The 19,763-nt window shown below is 65.4% G+C and carries 20 protein-coding genes; 12 read left to right on the top strand and 8 right to left on the bottom strand.

What is annotated here, in order from left to right:
• Positions 1-52: 52 nt before the first annotated feature.
• From CXY77_RS14230 to CXY77_RS14220, 3 genes are all read left to right on the top strand, one after another.
• A complete protein-coding gene (locus tag CXY77_RS14230; protein ID WP_092341404.1) occupies positions 53-241 on the top strand; it encodes a hypothetical protein in 189 nt (62 codons plus the stop codon).
• Between the two features lie 157 nt (positions 242-398).
• A complete protein-coding gene (locus CXY77_RS14225; RefSeq protein WP_104087846.1) occupies positions 399-791 on the top strand; it encodes a hypothetical protein in 393 nt (130 codons plus the stop codon).
• A gap of 62 nt (positions 792-853) precedes the next feature.
• A complete protein-coding gene (locus CXY77_RS14220) occupies positions 854-2,698 on the top strand; it encodes a glycoside hydrolase family 15 protein (protein WP_104130279.1) in 1,845 nt (614 codons plus the stop codon).
• Positions 2,699-2,817: 119 nt separating this feature from the next.
• Here CXY77_RS14220 and CXY77_RS20185 read toward each other — a convergent pair whose 3' ends face one another.
• Complete coding sequence (locus CXY77_RS20185) at positions 2,818-2,970, bottom strand: hypothetical protein (RefSeq protein WP_158252841.1); 153 nt, start codon at positions 2,968-2,970, stop codon at positions 2,818-2,820.
• A gap of 66 nt (positions 2,971-3,036) precedes the next feature.
• Positions 3,037-4,704, bottom strand: a complete 1,668-nt coding sequence (locus tag CXY77_RS14215; protein ID WP_158252840.1) for an HNH endonuclease signature motif containing protein — start codon at positions 4,702-4,704, stop codon at positions 3,037-3,039.
• 323 nt (positions 4,705-5,027) lie between these two features.
• On the opposite strand from CXY77_RS14215, the gene CXY77_RS14205 reads away from it, so the two are divergent.
• The 7 genes from CXY77_RS14205 to CXY77_RS20705 all read left to right on the top strand — a co-directional run bounded on the left by CXY77_RS14205 (position 5,028) and on the right by CXY77_RS20705 (position 10,172).
• Positions 5,028-5,618 (top strand): hypothetical protein, encoded by a 591-nt coding sequence (locus CXY77_RS14205; protein WP_104130276.1) that lies wholly within the window; start codon positions 5,028-5,030, stop codon positions 5,616-5,618.
• Positions 5,619-5,950: 332 nt separating this feature from the next.
• Entirely contained in the window at positions 5,951-6,472 is a 522-nt protein-coding gene (locus CXY77_RS20180) for a PKD domain-containing protein (RefSeq protein WP_158252839.1), read from the top strand.
• A 90-nt stretch (positions 6,473-6,562) separates the two neighbouring features.
• Entirely contained in the window at positions 6,563-7,171 is a 609-nt protein-coding gene (locus tag CXY77_RS14195; protein ID WP_104130274.1) for a biotin transporter BioY, read from the top strand.
• Positions 7,168-7,848 (top strand): energy-coupling factor ABC transporter ATP-binding protein, encoded by a 681-nt coding sequence (locus tag CXY77_RS14190; RefSeq protein ID WP_092341398.1) that lies wholly within the window; start codon positions 7,168-7,170, stop codon positions 7,846-7,848. The genes CXY77_RS14195 and CXY77_RS14190 overlap by 4 nt, the downstream gene beginning before the upstream one ends.
• Before the next feature lie 10 nt (positions 7,849-7,858).
• On the top strand, positions 7,859-8,452 hold the full coding sequence (locus tag CXY77_RS14185) for an energy-coupling factor transporter transmembrane protein EcfT (RefSeq protein WP_104130273.1): 594 nt from the start codon (positions 7,859-7,861) through the stop codon (positions 8,450-8,452).
• Positions 8,453-8,592: 140 nt separating this feature from the next.
• On the top strand, positions 8,593-9,594 hold the full coding sequence (locus tag CXY77_RS14180; RefSeq protein ID WP_104087841.1) for an FKBP-type peptidyl-prolyl cis-trans isomerase: 1,002 nt from the start codon (positions 8,593-8,595) through the stop codon (positions 9,592-9,594).
• A 167-nt stretch (positions 9,595-9,761) separates the two neighbouring features.
• On the top strand, positions 9,762-10,172 hold the full coding sequence (locus CXY77_RS20705) for a DUF1801 domain-containing protein (protein ID WP_134505269.1): 411 nt from the start codon (positions 9,762-9,764) through the stop codon (positions 10,170-10,172).
• Between the two features lie 60 nt (positions 10,173-10,232).
• Here CXY77_RS20705 and CXY77_RS14175 read toward each other — a convergent pair whose 3' ends face one another.
• The 4 genes from CXY77_RS14175 to CXY77_RS14160 all read right to left on the bottom strand — a co-directional run bounded on the left by CXY77_RS14175 (position 10,233) and on the right by CXY77_RS14160 (position 15,205).
• Positions 10,233-11,120, bottom strand: coding sequence for a glycine betaine ABC transporter substrate-binding protein (locus tag CXY77_RS14175; RefSeq protein WP_092341395.1), 888 nt, complete (start codon positions 11,118-11,120; stop codon positions 10,233-10,235).
• Between the two features lie 121 nt (positions 11,121-11,241).
• Positions 11,242-12,168, bottom strand: a complete 927-nt coding sequence (locus tag CXY77_RS14170; RefSeq protein WP_092341394.1) for a proline/glycine betaine ABC transporter permease — start codon at positions 12,166-12,168, stop codon at positions 11,242-11,244.
• Positions 12,165-13,469 carry a glycine betaine/L-proline ABC transporter ATP-binding protein gene (locus CXY77_RS14165; protein ID WP_233197415.1) on the bottom strand — a complete coding sequence of 435 codons (1,305 nt, stop codon included), beginning with the start codon at positions 13,467-13,469 and terminating at the stop codon, positions 12,165-12,167. The genes CXY77_RS14170 and CXY77_RS14165 overlap by 4 nt, the downstream gene beginning before the upstream one ends.
• Before the next feature lie 338 nt (positions 13,470-13,807).
• Positions 13,808-15,205: a cation:dicarboxylate symporter family transporter gene (locus CXY77_RS14160; protein ID WP_092341393.1), complete on the bottom strand. Its 1,398-nt coding sequence runs from the start codon at positions 15,203-15,205 to the stop codon at positions 13,808-13,810.
• A 135-nt stretch (positions 15,206-15,340) separates the two neighbouring features.
• Between CXY77_RS14160 and CXY77_RS14155 the strand changes: the two genes are divergently transcribed.
• Together CXY77_RS14155 and CXY77_RS14150 are read left to right on the top strand one after the other, a co-directional pair.
• Positions 15,341-17,011 carry a sensor histidine kinase gene (locus CXY77_RS14155; RefSeq protein WP_104130272.1) on the top strand — a complete coding sequence of 557 codons (1,671 nt, stop codon included), beginning with the start codon at positions 15,341-15,343 and terminating at the stop codon, positions 17,009-17,011.
• Between the two features lie 7 nt (positions 17,012-17,018).
• Entirely contained in the window at positions 17,019-17,726 is a 708-nt protein-coding gene (locus tag CXY77_RS14150) for a response regulator (protein WP_092341454.1), read from the top strand.
• On the opposite strand, the gene CXY77_RS14145 is transcribed toward CXY77_RS14150, so the two are convergent.
• Positions 17,713-18,489: an enoyl-CoA hydratase gene (locus CXY77_RS14145; protein WP_092341453.1), complete on the bottom strand. Its 777-nt coding sequence runs from the start codon at positions 18,487-18,489 to the stop codon at positions 17,713-17,715. The two genes, CXY77_RS14150 and CXY77_RS14145, sit on opposite strands and share 14 nt — an antisense overlap.
• A gap of 23 nt (positions 18,490-18,512) precedes the next feature.
• The gene (locus tag CXY77_RS14140; RefSeq protein WP_092341391.1) at positions 18,513-19,682 is read right to left on the bottom strand and encodes an enoyl-CoA hydratase/isomerase family protein; all 1,170 of its coding nucleotides are present in this window, start codon (positions 19,680-19,682) and stop codon (positions 18,513-18,515) included.
• Between the last annotated feature and the right edge of the window lie 81 nt (positions 19,683-19,763).

Genomic DNA, 19,763 nt, shown 5'->3' with positions numbered 1-19,763 from the left:
GTTACCAGCCGTTCCGCGCCCATTCCCGGGTAACCTGATGCCGGAGGTTCACATGCGAAAGTTCGTATTCAATAGTGCGATGATCGGCGTGATTGCCGGCGGCTGGAACACCGTGCAGGCCACGCGGCACGGCCCCCGGGATTGGCGCCTGGTAATGCTGTGGCTCGGCTGGGCTCTGAGCGCCGCTGTCGCCGTCGGCACCGTCATCGAAGATGCCAATAAACGCAAGATTGCGAGCTGACTTCCGCGCTTTTGCGGCGTGTCCACCGTCCCACAGGCATTATGTCACCGAAAATGGACGAAGAAGTTTGTTGCTGGCTGCAACAGAGTGATCGTGTGTTTGGAAGGGGCTTGTCATGTTTGGTCGTCGACGCCGACGTTTGGCCGCGAGCGCAGGGATGAGTATCGCTCCGGCTCCGGTATTGCGCGACGAGCAAATCTTCGAGCTGCTGCACGACAAGCTCAGTGCGCTGGTCGGCGAGCACGGCGCCTGGACCCTGGTAGCCCGCAGCTCGGACGACACCGAGGTCATCTTTCACGGGTTGAAAGCCAGGGAGATCGCGACCGAGCTCACCGAGGCCATTACGACCGAGCAAGCCGCACTGCGCGGTGAGACCAGCGGTGAGCCAACCGCGCTGTCCTGGACTCCGGCGCCGATCACCAACTGGAGCGAACCGGGCGCAGCGTTGCCGGTGCCGGCCCCGACGAGCGATGCCGAGGTGGCCGCGGCATCCGCTGCCTGGATCGACAAGGCGTCAGCAACGCTCGCCTCGGCTCGTTTGGTCGCCTGATCCGGCTGCCCGCCGCGCCGATCCGGAGCGAATTCTCACCCTGCTGCTGACAGGATGGCCTGATGGCACTCAATATCGAGGACTACGCGCTCATCAGTGACTGCCACTCGGCGGGCCTCGTCGGACGCGACGGGAGCATCGATTGGCTCTGCCTGCCGCGCTACGACTCCGCCTCGCTGTTCGGCGCGTTGCTCGGTGACGAGAACCACGGCCGCTGGCTACTGGCCCCCGCCGATATGACAGCCACGGCCGTGCGCAGCTACCAGGGCGACACCTTCGTGCTCTCGACGGTGTGGACCACTGCTACCGGCCAGGTCGAGGTGCTCGATTTCATGCCGCACGGCGACGGTCGGGCCGACCTGGTGCGGCGCGTGCGCGGCATCAGCGGCACGGTGCAGATGGTCCAGGACCTGCGATTTCGCTTCGGCTACGCCACGACCGTGCCCTGGGTGCGGCAGCTGAAGGGCGAGAAGGTGCGCGGCCTCGTGGCGATCGCCGGCCCCGACGCCATCGTGGTGCGCGGCCCCAAGCTACGCGCCTCGGATCATCGCCACGTGTCGCACTTCGAGGTCACCGCCGACGAGACGGTCGACGCGCAGATGACCTGGTATCCCTCGCATCGCGAGGTTCCGCCGGCCATCGACATTGACGCTGTCCACGCCTCGACCTGCGCCTGGTGGCAGAACTGGGCGTCGAGTTGCAGTCACGAGGGGCCGCTGCGCGCCGAGGTCGTGCGCTCGCTGCTCGTGCTGCGCGCCCTGACCCACGAGCAGACCGGCGGCATCGTGGCGGCGGCGACGACGTCGCTGCCCGAGCAGGCCGGCGGCACTCGTAACTGGGACTACCGCTACGTCTGGCTCCGCGACGCCTCACTCACGCTCGAAGTACTGCTCAGCCACGGCTACGAGGTGGAAGCCGACGGCTGGCGGGCCTGGCTGCTGCGCGCCATTGCCGGCGATCCGTGCGATGTTCAGGTCATGTACGGACTCTCCGGCGAGCGCTATCTGCCCGAGCGTGAACTTACCAGCCTGCCCGGCTACGATGGCGCCTCCCCCGTGCGGGTCGGCAACGGCGCAGTCGACCAGTTTCAGTCCGATGTGATCGGCGAGGTTATGGTGGCCCTGCACGCTGCCCGCGCGGCCGGGGTGCAGGAGAACGAGTTCTCTTGGCCGCTGCAGCGTGCCCTTATGGGCTTTCTCGAGAAAAACTGGCGCCGTGCCGACCAGGGAATCTGGGAGGTGCGCGGTCAAGCCCGCGAGTTCACCCACTCGCGGGTGATGGTCTGGGCCGCCTTCGACCGTGCGGTGCGCGGCATCGAGAAGTACGGCCTCGACGGTCCGCTCGACCGGTGGAAGACCCTGCGTGACGAGGTGCGCGCCGACATCGAGAGCCGCGGCTTTGACGTAATTCGAAACAGCTACGTGCAGTACTACGGCAGCACCGAAGTGGATGCCTCCCTCCTCGTGCTCCCGCAGGTCGGCTTCTGCGCGCCCACTGATCCGCGCATGCTCGGCACCGTGGCCGCGATCGAGGCGGATCTCAGCCACAATGGCCTGCTCCTGCGGTATCGCACGCGCGCCGCCGTGGATGGCCTGCCGCCGGGTGAGCATCCGTTTCTGGCCTGCTCGTTCTGGTTGGTCGAGCAATACGCCGCCTCGGGACGCCTTGACGACGCCACCGCGCTCATGGACACCCTGCTCGGCTTCGTGAACGATGTGGGGCTGCTCTCGGAAGAATACGACGTGACCAACGGACACCAGATGGGCAACACTCCGCAGGCGCTCTCACACCTGGCGCTGGTGCGGGCAGCGGATGCGATCATGGCCAGCCGCGCCGCCTCGGTGCTCGCCGACTCGGCGGCGAGCACCGAGGCGGCACGTAGGTCGCACCGCCTGATCGTCGGGTAGAGCCCCTCGATCGTCCCGCCCCGTCGGGACCCAAGGTGCGGAGCCCAACCATCTCGTCGGTTGAGCTTGTCGACCGCAATCGTCCAACGCGACCGGTCTGAGCTGGCCGCCGCGTAACGCTACTGCGGCGCTTCGAGCAGCGTCGGCTCCTGCATGAGCGGGTTCTTGCTGGGCAGCGCAATCAGGGTTCGCTCGGGATCAGTCTCGACCGGAGGTTGCAGCCAGTATGTTTCGTCGAGGAATAGGACCCGCCAGTGCCGGTTGTGCAGCAACAAATGGTGCAGAACACAGAGCAGTATGGCCTGGTCGATGTTGGAAAAGCCCAGATCAACCCAGTTTTAAATGTGGTGAGCTTCACTCCACGAGGGTGGTTGGTCACACCCGGGCCAGCGGCATCCGCCGTCGCGCGCGGCGAGGGCGCGGCGTTGCTCGCGGTTGAACAGGCGTGCATCCCGGCCAACGTTGAGGGGTTGCCCGGCTTGATCGAACAGAATACCCAGATAGCCCGTGTCACACAGATGTCGGGCAATAGTCTCCGCTGACACCGGAGCCGGATTGCCCTCGATATAGCCGAACACCCCCGTTCCTGGCGCGGCCGGGGAAGGCTGCGTGCTCGGCATGGCCATCGTGGCCGTCCCGGCCGTCCCGGTGGACTGGGCCCGCGTGGCCGCGCTGCGATCGGCGGTTCCGGCGACCTCGGCAGTGTCGGCAGTCTCGGCAGGCTGCGTGGCGGTGGTGGCCGTGGCGGCCGTGACCGGAGCATCCGTTGGGGTAGTAGGCGGCCGCGTGGGTGCGGTCGCGCTGGGTACCGCCGCGCGGGGGTCGGGGATGGTGGTGGGGCGGTCGTGGTCGGTGACAATGATCTGCACGACCGGGCGGCGTCCGCCGAACAGGGTGTTTGGGTCGGCCTCAGCGCCGAGCTTGAGCAGCTGGGTGAACGAATCCGCAGCGATCTGATCGACGGTACGCGGGTCATCCTTCACGCTCCGCGCCCACGCCGCCCGCTCCGGATCCACGAACCGCACCCCACCGCGCCGCGGGCTGGTCAATGCGTCGTAGGTGGCGATCCACAGCTCGCCCTGCTCCGGCGGCAGCAACGCATGCAGCGTGACCATGCCATCGGCCCGCCGCCACAACGACCACCGGGTGTCGTCGCGGGCCTGCTTCTCCCGCGCGAGGATGCCCGCAGCATCCAATTCATCCCGCATCCGCCTGGCCCGTTTGAACGCCTGCTCCGTGTTCAGGCCCGGAGCCTCCACCAGCAACACACGCAGCGCGACGCCAAGCTTCTCCGCGGTGATCGCCTGATCCAGACTGCCCAGGCCTCGCAGCAGGGCATCGCCGACGCCGGGCGAGAACGTGCCGGCGGCGACGGCGTGCACGATCGGCGCCTGCCACGGTACGATCACCGGCGGCACCAGGGGCAGAGGCGGCACCGGTGTGGGCGGGACGACCGGCGCCACGGCGACCACCGGCACGGGGCGGGGTGGACCCTCCGGCAGCGGCAGGCCCGGATACAACTCGGCCCATGCCGCGGCCCGATCGGCCTCCCGCGCCTCCCACTGGGCCGCTGCCCAGTCGGATGCCCGCTGCGCGTCGGCCGCAGCATCCGCGGCGGCCTGCGCGGCCTGCGCGACCCGCGCCGCCTCCCGGGCGGCCGCCCCCTCGCGCTCCGCTGTCTCGGTCTCACTCATCAGCACCCCGACCGCCAGCAGCCGACCGGCCTCAATGCGGCTGAGGCCGGTGGCGTGCTGCACCATCAGCGTCGGGTTGCCAAACCCGTGGCGTGCCGCCAACCCGGACTGGCCCAACTGCGGCCGCGACCGCTCCGCAATCGTGCCCGCGAGCAACGCCGCCACCGTGTTACTCAGCCGCAGCAACGCGGCAATCGGGGCGCGCGCCGCGAGCACCTCCGCATCGGAGAGACCGGCGAACTCAGCACTGGACCCGCCCAGCGCTACGACAGCGGCCGCTGCCCGGGTGAGCTCCATCGCCATGCTGGTCATGATCTAAGACAACACCCGACCACCGACACGAGGAAATGTCATGCATATAGGCACTAAATAGGTAGACCCCGCCAAAGAAGACTCAACGAGCTGATTCCAACGGGCCACCGGAGCCACCGGAGCCACCGCCATAAGGCTGGCACGGTCACGTCCGGGCCTATCGTGTTCTCGTTGAAAGACGAGCACCGACACCGAACACATCGCTGTCTGCCGCACTCTTATCCTGAATTCGGCGCGTGCACCACGCCTGTGCATAACTTAAACGGGATTATAGCAATCCGGTCGAGGGTGACCGCATGCGAACCCGACCGCGTCGTCGCCCCATGCACAAAGCCGTGCATATCGCTTCAATGGTGTTTCTCGCCGCCGGCACACTGAGCGGATGCTCGGCCGCTCCCACTCCGTCTCCCCACGGCTCGTCGGAACCCGCCGCCGAGGCGACGGCAGCGCCGACCGAGACTCCCCCGTTGTTCGCCTCGAACGAAGATGCCCTCGTGGCCGCGAAGGCAACATACACAAAATACCTCGCGCTCGGTGACACGGCCGATGGAACCGATTCCGGCTCGTGGAAGGAGTATTTGTCCCTCACGACGGGTTCGGAAAAGCAAGGTGTCGAGCGAGCTAGAGATCTGATGGACAAAAACGGCTGGTCATTCACGGGGGTCACCCTGTTTGATTCGATGACCATTCAATCGTCCCAAGCCTTGGCAGATTCCACCTGGGAGATTCGCACTTATCTCTGCCTGGATCTCAGCTCCTCTGACACGGTCAATACGTTGGGTGAATCTGTTGTCAAAGCAGATCGCCCCGGACGATCACCCATGGTTGTCGTTTTCGTTACGCCGAATCGGAATTCCCAACAACTACTGATTTCGGAGTCTCCAATATGGTCCGGTTCAAACTTCTGCTCGTAATCGGCCTTTCCACGGTGATGGTGCTTAGCCTCGCACCATCATCGCCTTCTCACGCCAACGCTCCGGGGTGCACTCCTGCCGAGCAGAAGGCGGGTGTCTGCCCGGAGGCGCCCGAGACCGGCGGTAAGGCAAACGGTGGGAGCGTTGACCTGACCGCCGATCAAACCGAAACCTCGAAAGGCTCAGGACATTCACCCCATGTCCGTCGGTGGCGGGCTGGAGACCCCGTACCCGCAGTCCCGAGGGTGTGCGCGAACGGCGACCCGAAAATGCTCGGCGTGACCTGGGCTCCGTGCGGTAACGACTCACACTTGCCCCTGATACGTTCCCAAGTGGCCGCCACCCCCTGCACGGTCTGCTCCCCCTCGACCATCGTGCGCGTCTCCGACCTGCAGAACTTCCCCGCCTACGCCGCCGCCACCGGCATGGAACCCAACGGCTGGGCCATCGTCGGACTGCCAGCGAATTTCTGGGCCGGAGCATCCTCTCAAATCGGCGAAGGCCTGTTGCTGGGCGAACCCGCACAGGTCATGTTTACCCCGATCGGCTACCGCTGGAACTACGGCGACGGCAGCACCGCCTCTACCCCGACCGGTGGAGCCAGCTGGGCCGACCTCGCCGTCGCCGAATTCTCCACCACCCCCACCAGCCACAAATACACGAAGAAGGGCACCTACACGGTCACCCTCACCGTCGAATACCGCGCCGACTACAGCTTCGGCGACCAGGGCTGGCGACCCGTCGAAGGCATCGTCACCGTTCCCTCCGCCCCTTTCACCGTCGTCGCAGCGAAGGAATCCACCGTGCTCGTCGCCGAAGACTGCAACACCAACCCCCACGGCCCCGGCTGCTGAGGCGCTCAAATCACGACCTCTACAGTTCCCGGCATTTTGTTGTAGGTATTCTTCAGCGGCCGGCGGGCACCGAATTCTAGATTTGAAACCATGACCGATACCGTTCTCTCGAGCACCCGTTCTCGACGTATTCTGCCCGCCCGCGATCTCGCCCAGATCGCCATTTTCGCCGCCCTCATCGCGGCGCTCGGCCTGGCCGGACCGCTCAACATCGGGCCGGTACCGATCACCCTGCAGTCACTCGGAGTGATGTTCGCCGGGGCCATCCTCGGCCCGCGCAAGGGAACCCTCGCCGTGCTGTTGTTTCTCGTGCTCACGGCTGTTGGACTCCCCCTGCTGGCCGGCGCGCGCGGCGGCATCGGCGTGTTCACGGTGAGCCCGGCGGCCGGCTATCTCTACGGCTGGCTGCTCGGCGCCTTCGTCACTGGTTGCCTCACCGCCCGGCTGCTGCCGAAGTATCCGTTCTGGCTGGCTCTCGGTGCCACGATTCTGGGCGGAATCGTCGCCGTCTATCTGGTTGGAGTTCCGGTCATGGCCCTGAACCTCGGCCTGCCGCTGTGGACCACGTTGGGCCTGAACGTCGCGTTCATCCCCGGCGACCTGATCAAGGTCGTGCTGACCGTGCTCGTCGCCGGCCAGGTACACAAGGCCTACCCCGGGTTGATCGCGCTGCCGAAGGGTCGTCAGGCCCGAGCGTGAGTATTATCCACTTCGAGCAGGTCGGGCAGTCCTTCGGCGACCGCACCGTGCTGCACGATGTGAACCTCAGCCTGACCGAGCATCGCATCGGCATTGTCGGCGCGAACGGTTCGGGCAAGTCCACGCTCGTGCGCATGATCAACGGGCTCGTCACGCCAACCACCGGCGTCGTGACGGTCGACGGGCAGAATGTGGCCCGCCACGCCCGCGAGGTGCGCCGCAAGGTCGGGTTCATCTTCACCAACCCCGACAATCAGATCGTGATGCCCACCGTGCAGGAAGACGTGGCATTCACCCTGCGCCGTCGCGGCCTGTCTGCCGCCGAGATCGCCGAGCGCACGGCCGCGGCCCTCGAACAGTTCGGGTTGAGCGAGCACGCCGACCATCCGGCGCACCGTCTTTCCGGCGGTCAGAAGCAGTTGCTCGCCCTCGCGGCCGTACTGGTGGCGGAGCCGGCCACAATCGTGGCCGACGAACCGACTACCCTGCTCGACGCCCGCAATGCCCGACGCATCTCCGAACTGCTGCAGACGCTCCCCCAACAGGTCATCGTGGTCACCCACCACCTGCACCTGGTCGAGGAGTTCGACCGCGTGATCGTGATCGAAGAGGGTGCCGTGGTCGCCGATGGCGCGCCCGCCGACTCCCTCGCTGCCTACCGCGCCCTGTTGCAGTGAGAAGCCGCGCGTGATCGGCCTCTACAGCCCCGGAACCTCACTGATTCACCGGGCACCGACACTGCTCAAGTTGCTTCTGCTCTCGCTCTGCGTGCTGCTGATCGGCACCTCGTCTGACCCGTGGGTAGTCAGCGGCGCTGCGGCAGGAGTCGTACTGTTGTTCCTCATCGCCCAGGTGCCCCTGCGCGCGGCCGTCGCCCAGATCGCGCCGATTCTGCTGATTCTGTTGGTAGCCGTACCGATTCAGGGTCTGCTCTCGGGCTGGACTGTCGCCGCACTGATGGCCGGCCGCCTTGTCGTTGCGGTGGCCCTGGCCGCCCTGTTCACGATGACGACCACGGTCACCGCGGTGTTGGAAGCTTTCCAGACCCTGCTGCGTCCGTTCAATCGGTTCATCGACGCCGACCGGGTGGGGCTGCTGGTGGCCCTGACCATCCGTTGCATTCCTCTTGTCTCCGACATCGTTCGCGAGGTTCTCGAGGCCCGCACGGCCCGCGGTACCCAGGGCTCGCTCTTGTCGATCGCCGTTCCGGTGGTCGTGCGCTCGCTCTACGCAGCGGATGCCCTGGGCGAGGCCCTGATCGCCCGCGGTCTCGACGACTGAAGTGCGCTGGGCGGCGCGCCGTCGCATCCACTCAGCCGGTTCATAGGCGAACCGTGGCAGAGTGGGCACTTGGCCGTCTGCGCCACCAAGACATTCACCAATCAGTGCTTGCCCACAGCTACGTTCTCGAAAGAGGCCCCGTGTCGAAAATTCCCGCGCTCCTGACCATTGTGGGCCTCACGCTCGCGCTGACCGCCTGCGGAAGCAGCGGTACTCCCGAGGCAACCAGTTCCGCCCCTGCAGCGGATGCCGCCTTCAGCGAGTGCACCGCGCCCGGCGCTGTGTCCGATGGTGTCGCCGTGACCGGCGACTTCGGCGCCGTGCCCGCGTTCAAGTTCGCCGAGCCGTTGACGCCGGCGGCCACCCAGCGCACCGTGGCGATCAAGGGAACGGGCACCACCGAGGCTGGTGCCGGCTCGTTGGTTGGGGTGTCACTCTCGGTTTACAACGGGACGACCGGCGCTACGGTGCAGGAAACGACCTACCCGACCAGCGGTACCAGCGAGACCATCACCGTCGGCGAAACGTTCCTCAAGGGGCTGGTACGGGCCGTCAACTGTTCCGTTGAAGGCGACCGCATCGTCACCGTCAGCACTGCGGACGACGCGTTCGGCGCAGACGGAAATACCCAGCTCGGAATCGCCGCCGGGGACTCGGTCGTTTTCGTCACCGACGTCATCTCGATCACGAACCTCGCCGACCGCGCTGACGGGGTGGACCAGCCGGTCGTGCCTGGCCTGCCTACCGTTGAGCTCGCCGATAATGGCGCTCCCACCATCACCATCCCCGACACCGACCCGCCGACCGATCTGCAGATCGCCACGACGAAGCTCGGTGACGGCGCCGTCGTCGCCGACGGCGACACCGTCTCGGTCGAATACACCGGAGTCATCTGGGGTACCGGCAAAACCTTCGACTCATCCTGGACCACCGTTGGCCCGACCACGTTCGTCACCAGCCAGGTCGTTCCGGGCTTCGGTGCTGCACTCGTCGGCCAGACCGTCGGATCCCAGGTCATCGCCGTTCTGCCGCCGAGCGAGGGCTATGGCGAAGCGGGCAACACCCAGGCTGGCATCAGCGGCACGGACACTCTCGTCTTCGTCGTTGACATCGTCGGCACGGCAGCGACGCCCGCCGCGTAGCATTGTCTCCCTGGCACCGTCCATCGACCTTCGGGTCGGCGGGCGGTGTTTTTTGCTCCGGTTCCTGAGTGTCTGCCCAGCCGCAAATGGGAACGGCATGAGAGTGTGGAGGGAGAAACGCATCCGTTCGGCCAGCGCCGTACGCCAACTCCACCACGAAAGAGGCTATTCACCTGACTTCCACACTCATCTCAACGCCCGCTCCCGCCACCGTCGCATCCGCTCACAAGCCGACCACGATCGACGAATACGTCGCCGCTCCGGCCGAGCCGCTCGCGAGCGTCGTCTCCCTGCTCCGCGACACGTTCGACCTGGGCCTGCCGGAGACGTCTACGGAACTGTGGCACGGGCATCCGGTCTGGCTCGACGACGAGCTGCCGGTAGCCGGATTCAAGGCCTACCCCACCTTCGTCACGGTGTTGTTCTGGCGCGGCCAGGCCATCACCGATGATTCGGGCAAGCTCAATGCCAGTGGGTCGGCAGAGATGAGTGAGTACAAGCTGCGCGGCGTGGATGATTTCGACAGCGATCTCTTCAACGGCTGGCTGCGGCAGGTGCGCGAGCTCGAAGCCGCGTAAACATTAAATAGAACGGCCCGCGTCCAAGGACGCGGGCCGTTTTTCGTGCAGAATCCGTGACTAGCTGGTGAGGCCGTCTACGTATTCCTGGTTGTCTTCGATCCACTTGGCGACGATCGGCGCGTAGTCCTGACCGTCGTAGTTGACGAACATTTCCTCTTCAAGGGAATACAGCGTATCGAGGTCCATCTCGAAGTTATTGATCCACTCGGCGGCCTGCGGGAAGTCAGCTTCAAACTCGGTGCTGCCGTAGGAGTGGATGCTCTCGATGTTCTCGAGAGTTCCCTCGGGGTCCTCAAGGTTCTTGATCGGGAACGCTCCGTAGGCCCAGTGCGGCTCCCAGAGGGTAACGACAATGTTCTCGCCGTTGTCGGTCGCGTTGGTGAGTTCGGAGAGCATCCCCGCGGTCGACGACGTCACGTTATCCATACCGTCGAGGCCGTAGGTCGGGATGACCCGCTCTTCCATGGCCTCATTGAGGCCTGAACCGGGCTCGATGCCGACGATCCGGTTGGAGAACAGGTCGGCGTTTTCGGCCAGTTCCGCGAGGGAGTCGATCGGGGCATCCGCATTCACCGCGACGGTGAGCTTGGATTCGGTATTCCATGCACCGAGGTCGACGATGTCATCGCCATACTTTTCGAGGTAGGACGCATGGGTGTCAGGCAGCCAGATGTCCATGCTGAGGTCATAATCGCCGGTGGCCAGGCCCGAGTAGACGGGGGCCTCCGCGGCGTATTCCAGCTCGACGTTGTAGCCCTTCTCATCGAGAATGGCTTTCCACAGCTCGGAAACGGCGATGCCCTCGTCCCAGCCGTTGAATACAGCCAGGCTCATATCCGCGTTGTCGCCGTTGGAGACAGTGGCAGTTTCAGCGGAAGCGCACCCGCTGAGGGCGAGGAGCGAAATGGCTCCTCCTGCAATGAATGACTTGGTACGAATTTTCATGTGTTTCCATTCTCGACACCCGCGAAGGGTGGCAGGGTTGGCTCTTGGTGCTGGCGGCCGATCTGAGTGCTATGACAACCGCCGATGGACACGGGCGCTCGCTCGCCCGTGAGTGTGTGGGTTACAGACGAACCAATTCGGGTTCGACCGGAGCTGCGGTTTCCACCGAAGCGGATGCCGGCGCGCGGCTCTTGCGCAACGCGATGAAGCGACTGATGGGCGTCTTGCCGGTACCGAGCGCGGCGGTGACTCGGTCGAGGAATATGGCGAGAATTACGACGGCCAGACCAGCCTCGGAACCAAGCACGATATCGATCCGGCTAAGACTCGTCATGATCTCCGCACCGAGGGCGCCAGCGCCGACCATTCCAGCAATGACGACCATCGAGAGTGACAGCATGATGACCTGATTGATGCCAGCCATGATCGTGGGCAGGGCGAGGGGTAGCTGGATCTGGCGCAGGATGCGCCCCGGTGAGGCACCGAAGGCAGACCCGGCTTCGACGATCTCTGGGTCGACCCCGCGAATCCCCAGCTCCGTCAGGCGCACCCCCGGCGCCATCGCGAAGATGATAGTCGCTACGATTCCCGGCACCTCACCGACGCGGAAGAACAGGAGCGCCGGAATCAGAAAGACGAAGGCGGGCATCGTCTGCAGGAAGTCGAGCACCGGACGAATGACGCTCGAGGCTGCCTTCGACTTGGCCGCCAGAATACCGAGTGGGATGCTCATCGCAATGGCGATCACACTCGCAACGAGCACGAGGGCAAGCGTGTCCATGGCATTTTCCCATTGATTCATGCCAACGATCAGCAGGAGGCCGACGACTGTCCCGGCCAAGAACTTCCACCCCCGAGCCGCCACGGCCAGCAGACCGGCCAGACCGATGATCACATAGAACGGCGGGGAAACCAGCAGATAGTCGACGGTCTCAAAAGCGCCAGCAAAGGCAAGACGAACGAAGTCGAAGAAGAAGCTGAAGTGCTCGGTTACGAAATCAAACAAGACTTCGACCCAGGAACCCACAGGGATTCGGAACTCGTTCACGCTTCAACTCCTTCCAGCGCGGTGTCGCCCAGAATCTCGGCGATCTGGCTGACCGAGATGGTGGCCGGTGGCATCACGACGGGCAACGGGCCGGTATTGGTCGTGACGTTGCCGATCGCGGCGAGCAGGGTGACTCGCGGAATCACGCCGAGCAGGCGGTTCTTCTCATCGACGACGGCGATGGGCAGTTCGCTCTCGACCGACGGTTCGACCAAGTCGACCAGGACGGTTTCGGGCAAGACCGCGGTGGCGTCATCGCGGATGATGGCGCGAAGGTCGGTCTCGCCGCGCTTGACAAGCTTGAGAACGTCGCGATCGCGCACGATGCCGGCGAAGCTGCGATCGCGGTTGAGTACGAAGGTGACGGATGTCTGCAGGTCGCGCATTGTACGCAGCGCGGCCCGGGGGCCGGCTGTCTTGGTGATGACCGCTCGCACGGGTTCCATCACGCTCGCGGCGGTGAGCACGCGGGCCCGGTCGACGTCCTGCACGAACTGGGCGACGTAGTCGTTCGCCGGGTCGGTGAGGATCTCTTCCGGTGTGCCGATCTGAACGATGCGGCCGTCGCGCATGACCGCGATACGGTCGCCGAGGAACATGGCCTCGTTGAGGTCGTGCGTGATGAAGATGATGGTTTTGCCGAGCGCGGCCTGCAGCTCGATCAGCTGTTCCTGCATCTCGCGGCGAATGAGCGGGTCGAGAGCCGAGAAGGCTTCGTCCATGAGCAGTACGTCGGTGTCGGCGGCGAGGGCACGGCCGAGCCCGACCCGCTGCTGCATGCCACCGGACAATTCGAAGGGCAGGTTGTCGGCCCAGCCGGCCAGGCCGACCAGATCGATGATCGTCCGCGCCTTGGCGAGGCGTTCGGTACGGCCCATGCCCTGAATTTCGAGCCCGTAGGCGACATTGTCGATCACGGTGCGGTGCGGCAGCAGGGCGAAGTGCTGGAACACCATGGAGATGCTCTTGCGGCGTACATCGCGCAGTTCCTTGGCGGACACGTCGGTGATGTCGGTGCCGCCGACGCTTACTGTGCCGAAGGTAGTGTCCCAGAGTCCGTTGAGCATGCGAATGAGGGTGGACTTGCCCGATCCCGACAGGCCCATCACGACGAAGATCTCGCCCTTCTTGACCTCGAAGGAGGCGTCGATGACGGCGGCAACTCCGTGCGACGAGATCTCAGCGCGGCTCTTGCCGGCCTTGAGCTTCTTGACGATCTCGTGCGGACGGCGTCCGAATGCTTTGTAGAGGTGATCTGCCTTGACGGCAATGGTTTCTTGAAGAGGAATACTCTCGGTCACGCGTTCTCCGGTGCACGCCAAACGTAGCCAATTTCACGACTGACAATGGGGCGAGCTCTCTTGGCGGACGGGTTGGCGCCGAGCGGCCCGCGGGCTGGAGCGATCATGGGATCGCATCCTTCGGTACCACACCATACGAAGGCGGCCGTTCCATCTCAAATGGGGGCTACGCGTGCGCGTCCTGGTGAAGGGTTGTAAGACCGTAGACAATCCTAACACACTGACTTTGAGGCATGCCGAAATCACCGCTTAAACGGGGGTGCCGCCCGGGAGGACTCCTCCGGACGGCACCCTTAGCGCGAGTCTAGTGCTGGCTATTTTTCAGCCAGCGATTTCTGCTAGACGCGGTCCAGGATCTGCGACTGCGCGGCCTGCTCAGTGCTGCGCTGGGTCTCGGCGGCGCTCACGTGGCCGTGGGTCAGCATGGTGCGCTCATCGAACGGTTCGAGCTTGTCAAGCACGCGATCCACCTGCACCCGGTCCATCTCCTTAGTCCAGGAGCCGATCATGACGGTCGCCACGGCGTTGCCGGTGAAGTTGGTCAGCGCGCGCGCCTCGGACATGAACCGGTCGATGCCCACGATGAAACCAACACCGCCGACCAGTTGCGGGGCGTGCGCCTGCAGCCCGGCGGCCAGGGTGGCGAGACCGGCACCGGAGACTCCGGCGGCTCCCTTGCTGGCGATGATCATGAAGACGAGCAGGCCAATCTGTTCGCCGAGGGCGAGCGGCTGGCCGAGCGCGTTGGCGATGAACAGCGACGCCATGGTGAGGTAGATCGCGGTGCCGTCGAGGTTGAAGGAGTAGCCGGTGGGCACGGTGACACCGACGACGGGCTTGGAGATGCCGAGGTGTTCCATCTTGGCAATCAGGCGCGGCAGGGCGGCCTCGGAGGAGGAGGTTGACACGATCAGCAGGTATTCGCGGCCGAGGTAGCGCATCAGCTTGAAGATGTTCACGCCGGTGACGATCTTGAGCAGGCCGCCGAGAATGACCACGATGAAGATGATGCAGGTGATGTAGAAGGCCACCATGAGTGTGAACAGGCTGATCACGGCCTGGATTCCGGTGGCGCCGACGACGGCGGCGATGGCGCCGAAGGCACCGATCGGGGCAAGCCACATGACCATGATCAGAATGCGGAAGACCAGAGCCTGCACGTGGGCGATTCCCTCGAGAATCGGTTTACCGGCCGGTCCCATGCGCTGCAGGGCGAAGCCGGCGATGAGGGCCACCATGAGAGTCTGCAGAATGTTGCCGCTGGTCAGCGACGAGAACAGGGTGGTGGGCACGATTCCGAGCAGGAACGACTGGGTGTCAGCGGATTCGGTGGCCTTGTAGGTGGCGTCGGCGAGGTTGATGCCCTCGCCCGGGTGAATCATGTTGCCAACGACCAGGCCGATGCCGAGTGCGAAGGTGGACATGATCAGAAAGTAGCCGAGGGCCAGGCCGCCGATTTTGCCGACGGTAGCAGCTTTGGCGATCGAGCCGATGCCGAGAATGATCGTGCAGAAGATGATCGGGGCGATCATCATTCGGATCAGCGCGATGAACAGGTCACCAAGCGGCTTGAGCGAGACCGCGAAGCCTTTCTCTCCGCCCCAGACCAGGCCGACGACGATACCGAGCACGACCGCGACGATGACGGCCATGTAGAGGTAGTGCGACGAGTCGATCTTCTTCTTCGGCTTGCCGGACTTGATGAGTTTGGTACGGGTTGATGGCGTCGATGCCATGTCAGACTCCTATGTCTAGGCTTAACCTGGCCCACCACGGGCTCCGGCTGCTGCAATGGATCCACACTGGTCGCTGCCGCTCGTTCGCGCACGGTTACGGTCATATTGTTCACGAAACGAAGAGAGGGGCCGGCAGTGCGTAGGGAATGGAGCATCGCCAAGCGGCTCTTTTTCGCGCACGCGCTGTTCATCGTGGTGCTCACGGTCTTCGTCGGAACAGCATTCTTCGTGGATGCCCGCGATCGCGGCTACGACGAAACCAGTGACCGGATGCTCGCGGTCGCCACCGCCATCGCCGACAGTCCGCTGGTACTCGCGGCCAGCGAGTCGGCCGACCCGAGCGCGACGCTGCAGCCCTATGCCCTCGATCTCACCCAGGATGCCGGCCTCGACTTCATCACGATCATGGCCCCCGACCGCACCCGCTGGACCCATCCGACGCAGACTGAGATCGGCAAGGATTACATCGGTGCGATCGAACCGGCTCTGTCCGGAACGGCCTTCACAGAAATCAGCACGGGAACGCTCGGGCCATCCGTTCGCGCCGTCGTACCGGCAACGGATGCCGGCGGCACCGTTCGCGCGCTGGTCGCGGTGGGCACCACGACGAGCAACATCACGATCGCCCTGAACGCCCGGCTGCCGTCGGTACTGGGGCTGGCGCTCGGGCTGCTCGCCTCGGGATCGGTAGTGACCTGGCTGCTCGGCCGCTACCTGCGGCGAGTCACGCTCGGGTGGGGTCCTGAACGTCTCGCGCAGCTGTTCGTCTACTACGACTCGGTGCTGCACTCGGTGCGCGAGGGACTCGTGCTCGTCGACCTGCACGGCGACCTCGTGCTCTACAACGACCAGGCGGCGCAGCTGCTCGGCATTCCGCCGCGGCCGGCTGCTGGCAGCGCCACTCCCCCGCCCGCCCTGGCCGAGTTGAGCCTGCCGCCGAGCCTCGGTGAGTTGCTGCGGAGCGGTCGCTCGGCGCACGATGAGATTCATGTGACCGGCACGAGGGTGCTGGTGGTCAGCCAGGAACCGGCCGTGGCTTCGGCCAGTCGCTCCAGGGCGACCCCGATGGGATACGTGGCGACGATTCGTGACCACACTGATCTGCAAACCCTGGGCAGCGAGTTGCAGTCTATGCAGACCCTCTCCGACGCGTTGCGGGCGCAGACCCACGAGCATTCCAACCGGTTGCACACCATCGTGTCGCTCATGGAACTCGGTCGCACCGATCAGGCTCTCGACTTCGCCACCGAGGATCTCGAGTTGAGTCAGCGGCTGGCCGACGAGATGGTCGGTTCGGTCGACGAACCGGTGATCAGTGCCCTGATCATGGGCAAATCGGCGCAGGCCAACGAGCTGGGGATCACCCTTACCGTGACGGCGTCTGGCACGCTCGCCGAGTCGGGGCTGTCCATTCAGGATTTGGTCACGGTGCTCGGCAACCTGGTCGATAACGCCCTCGACGCGGCGGCCGCCGGCGCGGACCCGCGTCGGGTGTCGGTCACCGTGTCATCGACCGAGCAGGCCGTCACGATCGAGGTGGCCGACAGCGGCGCCGGTGTGGCACCAGAGGTGATCGACGATGTGCTGCGGCTCGGGTTCAGCACCAAGGGTACCGGCGTCACGGGTACCGGCGTCACGACGCCCGGTCGCTCAGTGGGTGGTCGAGGTCTCGGCCTCGCCCTGGTTCGGCAGGCGGTCACCCGCCTCGGCGGCACGCTGACAATCGGGCGACGTGAGGGCGCCGTCTTCACGGTCGTCATTCCCGCTGTCATTCGTGCATATCCTGCCGAGGTCGACCATGCCTGAGTCATCGCTGCCGCGCATTCGCGTGCTCGTCGTCGAGGACGAACCGCTCGCTGCCGAGGCCCATGCCGTCTATGTCGGGCGGCTGGCCGGGTTCGAGCTCGTCGGCACGGCCGGTACCGGCCAGGACGCGTTTCGCCGGGTCGCGGCGGCCGCCTCGGCCGGCACTCCGATCGACCTCGTGCTCATGGACATGAACCTGCCCGACAGCCACGGGCTCGACGTGAGTCGGCGCATTCGGGCGGCCGGTCTGGCCACGGACATCATCGCTATCACCGCGGTGCGGGACCTGGAGAATGTGCGCGGGGCGATCGCGGCCGGGGTGGTGCAGTACCTGATCAAGCCATTCACCTACTCCACCTTCGCCACGAAATTGTCCAGTTACCGTGATTTTCGTGCGGAACTGAATGGGCAGGCATCCGTTGTGACGCAGTCAGCGGTCGACCATGCCTTTGCGAGCCTGCGCGCTCCGACCGACATACCGAGGCCCAAGGGGCTGGCCGAGTCGACCCTGAACCCGGTGGTCGCCTACCTTCAGGCACAGGTCGCGCCGGTGTCGGCGAGTGAGCTCATGAAGCCGCTCGGGTTGTCACGCGTCACGGCGAGGCGGTATCTGGAGTATCTGGCCGACACCGGCCTCGTGCTGCGCGCTCCCCGCTACGGTACGCCGGGGCGTCCCGAGAATGAGTACAGCTGGAAGACCGCTAACGGTTCGTGAAGACCGCGGGGCGCTTCTCGACGAAGGCGGCCATTCCCTCGCTCTGGTCGTCGGTGGCGAACACGGAGTGAAACAGGCGACGTTCAAAGTGGATGCCGGCCCCCAGCATCGTCTCGTAGGCCGCGTTCACGACCTCCTTGGCGAGCATGGCGATCGGCGCCGATTTCGCGGCGATCTCGGTGGCCGTGGCGAGGGCGTCGGCGAGCAGGTCGGCGGCGGGCACGATTCGGGCGACGAGGCCGGCGCGTTCGGCTTCGACGGCGTCGATGGTGCGGCCGGTGAGGATCATTTCCATGGCCTTGGCCTTGCCGACGGCGCGGGTGAGGCGTTGGGAGCCGCCCATGCCCGGGATGACCCCGAGCTTGATCTCGGGCTGGCCAAAGGTGGCGGTGTCGGAAGCGATGATGAAGTCGCAGATCAGGGCGAGTTCGCAGCCACCGCCGAGGGCGTGGCCGGAGACGGCGGCGATGACCGGGGTGCGCACGGCTGCGAGGCGGTCCCAGCCGGCGAACCAGTCCTTGAGATACATATCCATGTAGCTCATGGTCGACATCTCCTTGATGTCGGCACCGGCCGCGAAGGCCCGCTCAGAGCCGGTGATGACGATCGCGCCGATCTCGGGGTCGGCGTCGAGCCGGGTCGCGGCACCGACGACGTCCTGCATGGTGGCGAAGTTGAGGGCGTTCAGCGCCTTCGGACGGTTCAGGGTGATGACGCCGACCCGGCCGTGGCGTTCAAGCAGAATGTTCTTGTAGGTGTCGATGCTCTCGGGCTGGGTGCTGTCGCTCACGCGGTGGCCTCTCGTTCGGTGGTCTGTCTGGTTTCGTGGGTCTTACTGCGCGGCAAGCGCAGTTCGCGCTCTCCCAGCGGTGCGAAGTACGCCTGCATGTCGGCGTCGGAGACGTCGGACAGCGTGCTCGGCTGCCACGCCGGGTTGCGGTCCTTGTCGATGACCTGGGCGCGAATACCCTCGATCACATCGTGGCCGGCCACCATGCGCAGCGACACTCGGTATTCCTGCTCGAGCACCTCTTCGAGGGTTCTGAGATCGCGGGCGCGACGCAGGGATTCGAGGGTGACGCGCAGCGCGGTGGGCGACTTGGCCAGAATCGCGGCGGCCGCGTCATCGGCCGCAGTGACGGATGATGTCTGCAACCGGTCGATGATCGTGGCCACGTCGTTGCCGGCATAGCACTCATCGATCCAGGCGCGCTCGGCCAGCAGTGGGGCCGGCGGCACGGTCGACGCGTGCTCGGCGATGGCCGCGGCAGCGGGCATCCGCTTGAGGGCGTCGGCGAGGGATTCGAGTTGGGTGGATTCGACGAAGCTGTCGGCGAGGCCGAGAGCGATGGCGTCGGCGCCGGTCATGGTTGCGGCGGTGAGGGCGAGGTGGGTGCCGAGTTCGCCGGGGGTCCGCGAGTACAGGTAGGTGCCGCCGACGTCGGGTACGAAGCCGATGGTGGTCTCCGGCATTCCCAGTTTGGTGCGTTCGGTGACGACGCGGTGCGAAGCGTGACCAGACAGGCCGACTCCCCCGCCGAGCACGATGCGATCCATCAGGGCGACGAACGGTTTGGGGTACCGCTTGATCTGGGCGTTCAGGGTGTATTCGTCGGCCCAGAATCGGGCGTTCTCGTCGGGGTCGGTGCGGGCGTCGCGGTAGACCGAGACGATGTCGCCGCCGGCGCAGAGGGCGCGGTCACCGCTGCCGGTGAGCAGCACGGTCTGCACGGCGGGGTCGTCGGCCCAGTCGGTGAGGGCTGCGGCGATGGTGCGGATCATGCCGTGCGTCAGAGCGTTGAGGGCATTCGGCCGGTTCAGGACGATGCGGGCCAGCGGGCCGTCCCGCTGCAGCAGCACCTCGTTGTCAGAGACAGCGGATGCGCCGGCGCCGGTCGCCGACGCCGCCCTCGTGCTGTCATCGGAGGTTGTGGTGATCGAATCCGTGCGGGGCATAGGGACCTTTCCGCGTCGCTGCGGGTCGGAGGTGCGGTGCGGCCCAGTCTAACGAGGTGCGGTGGCGCGACATTCTTCATG

This window comes from Cryobacterium sp. N21 (assembly GCF_002929575.1).
Lineage (GTDB): Bacteria > Actinomycetota > Actinomycetes > Actinomycetales > Microbacteriaceae > Cryobacterium > Cryobacterium flavum.
This window is presented reverse-complemented; position numbering and strand designations above follow the sequence as displayed.

What these genes read in the sequence shown, in the direction of transcription:
- CXY77_RS14225 (WP_104087846.1), top strand. Translation starts at nt 399, where the DNA reads ATGAGTATCGCTCCGGCTCCGGTATTGCGCGACGAGCAAATCTTCGAG.
- CXY77_RS14175 (WP_092341395.1), bottom strand. Translation starts at nt 11,120, where the DNA reads ATGAAAATTCGTACCAAGTCATTCATTGCAGGAGGAGCCATTTCGCTC.
- CXY77_RS14195 (WP_104130274.1), top strand. Translation starts at nt 6,563, where the DNA reads ATGACCGATACCGTTCTCTCGAGCACCCGTTCTCGACGTATTCTGCCC.
- CXY77_RS14205 (WP_104130276.1), top strand. Translation starts at nt 5,028, where the DNA reads ATGCACAAAGCCGTGCATATCGCTTCAATGGTGTTTCTCGCCGCCGGC.
- CXY77_RS14160 (WP_092341393.1), bottom strand. Translation starts at nt 15,205, where the DNA reads ATGGCATCGACGCCATCAACCCGTACCAAACTCATCAAGTCCGGCAAG.
- CXY77_RS14140 (WP_092341391.1), bottom strand. Translation starts at nt 19,682, where the DNA reads ATGCCCCGCACGGATTCGATCACCACAACCTCCGATGACAGCACGAGG.
- CXY77_RS14215 (WP_158252840.1), bottom strand. Translation starts at nt 4,704, where the DNA reads ATGACCAGCATGGCGATGGAGCTCACCCGGGCAGCGGCCGCTGTCGTA.
- CXY77_RS14220 (WP_104130279.1), top strand. Translation starts at nt 854, where the DNA reads ATGGCACTCAATATCGAGGACTACGCGCTCATCAGTGACTGCCACTCG.
- CXY77_RS14230 (WP_092341404.1), top strand. Translation starts at nt 53, where the DNA reads ATGCGAAAGTTCGTATTCAATAGTGCGATGATCGGCGTGATTGCCGGC.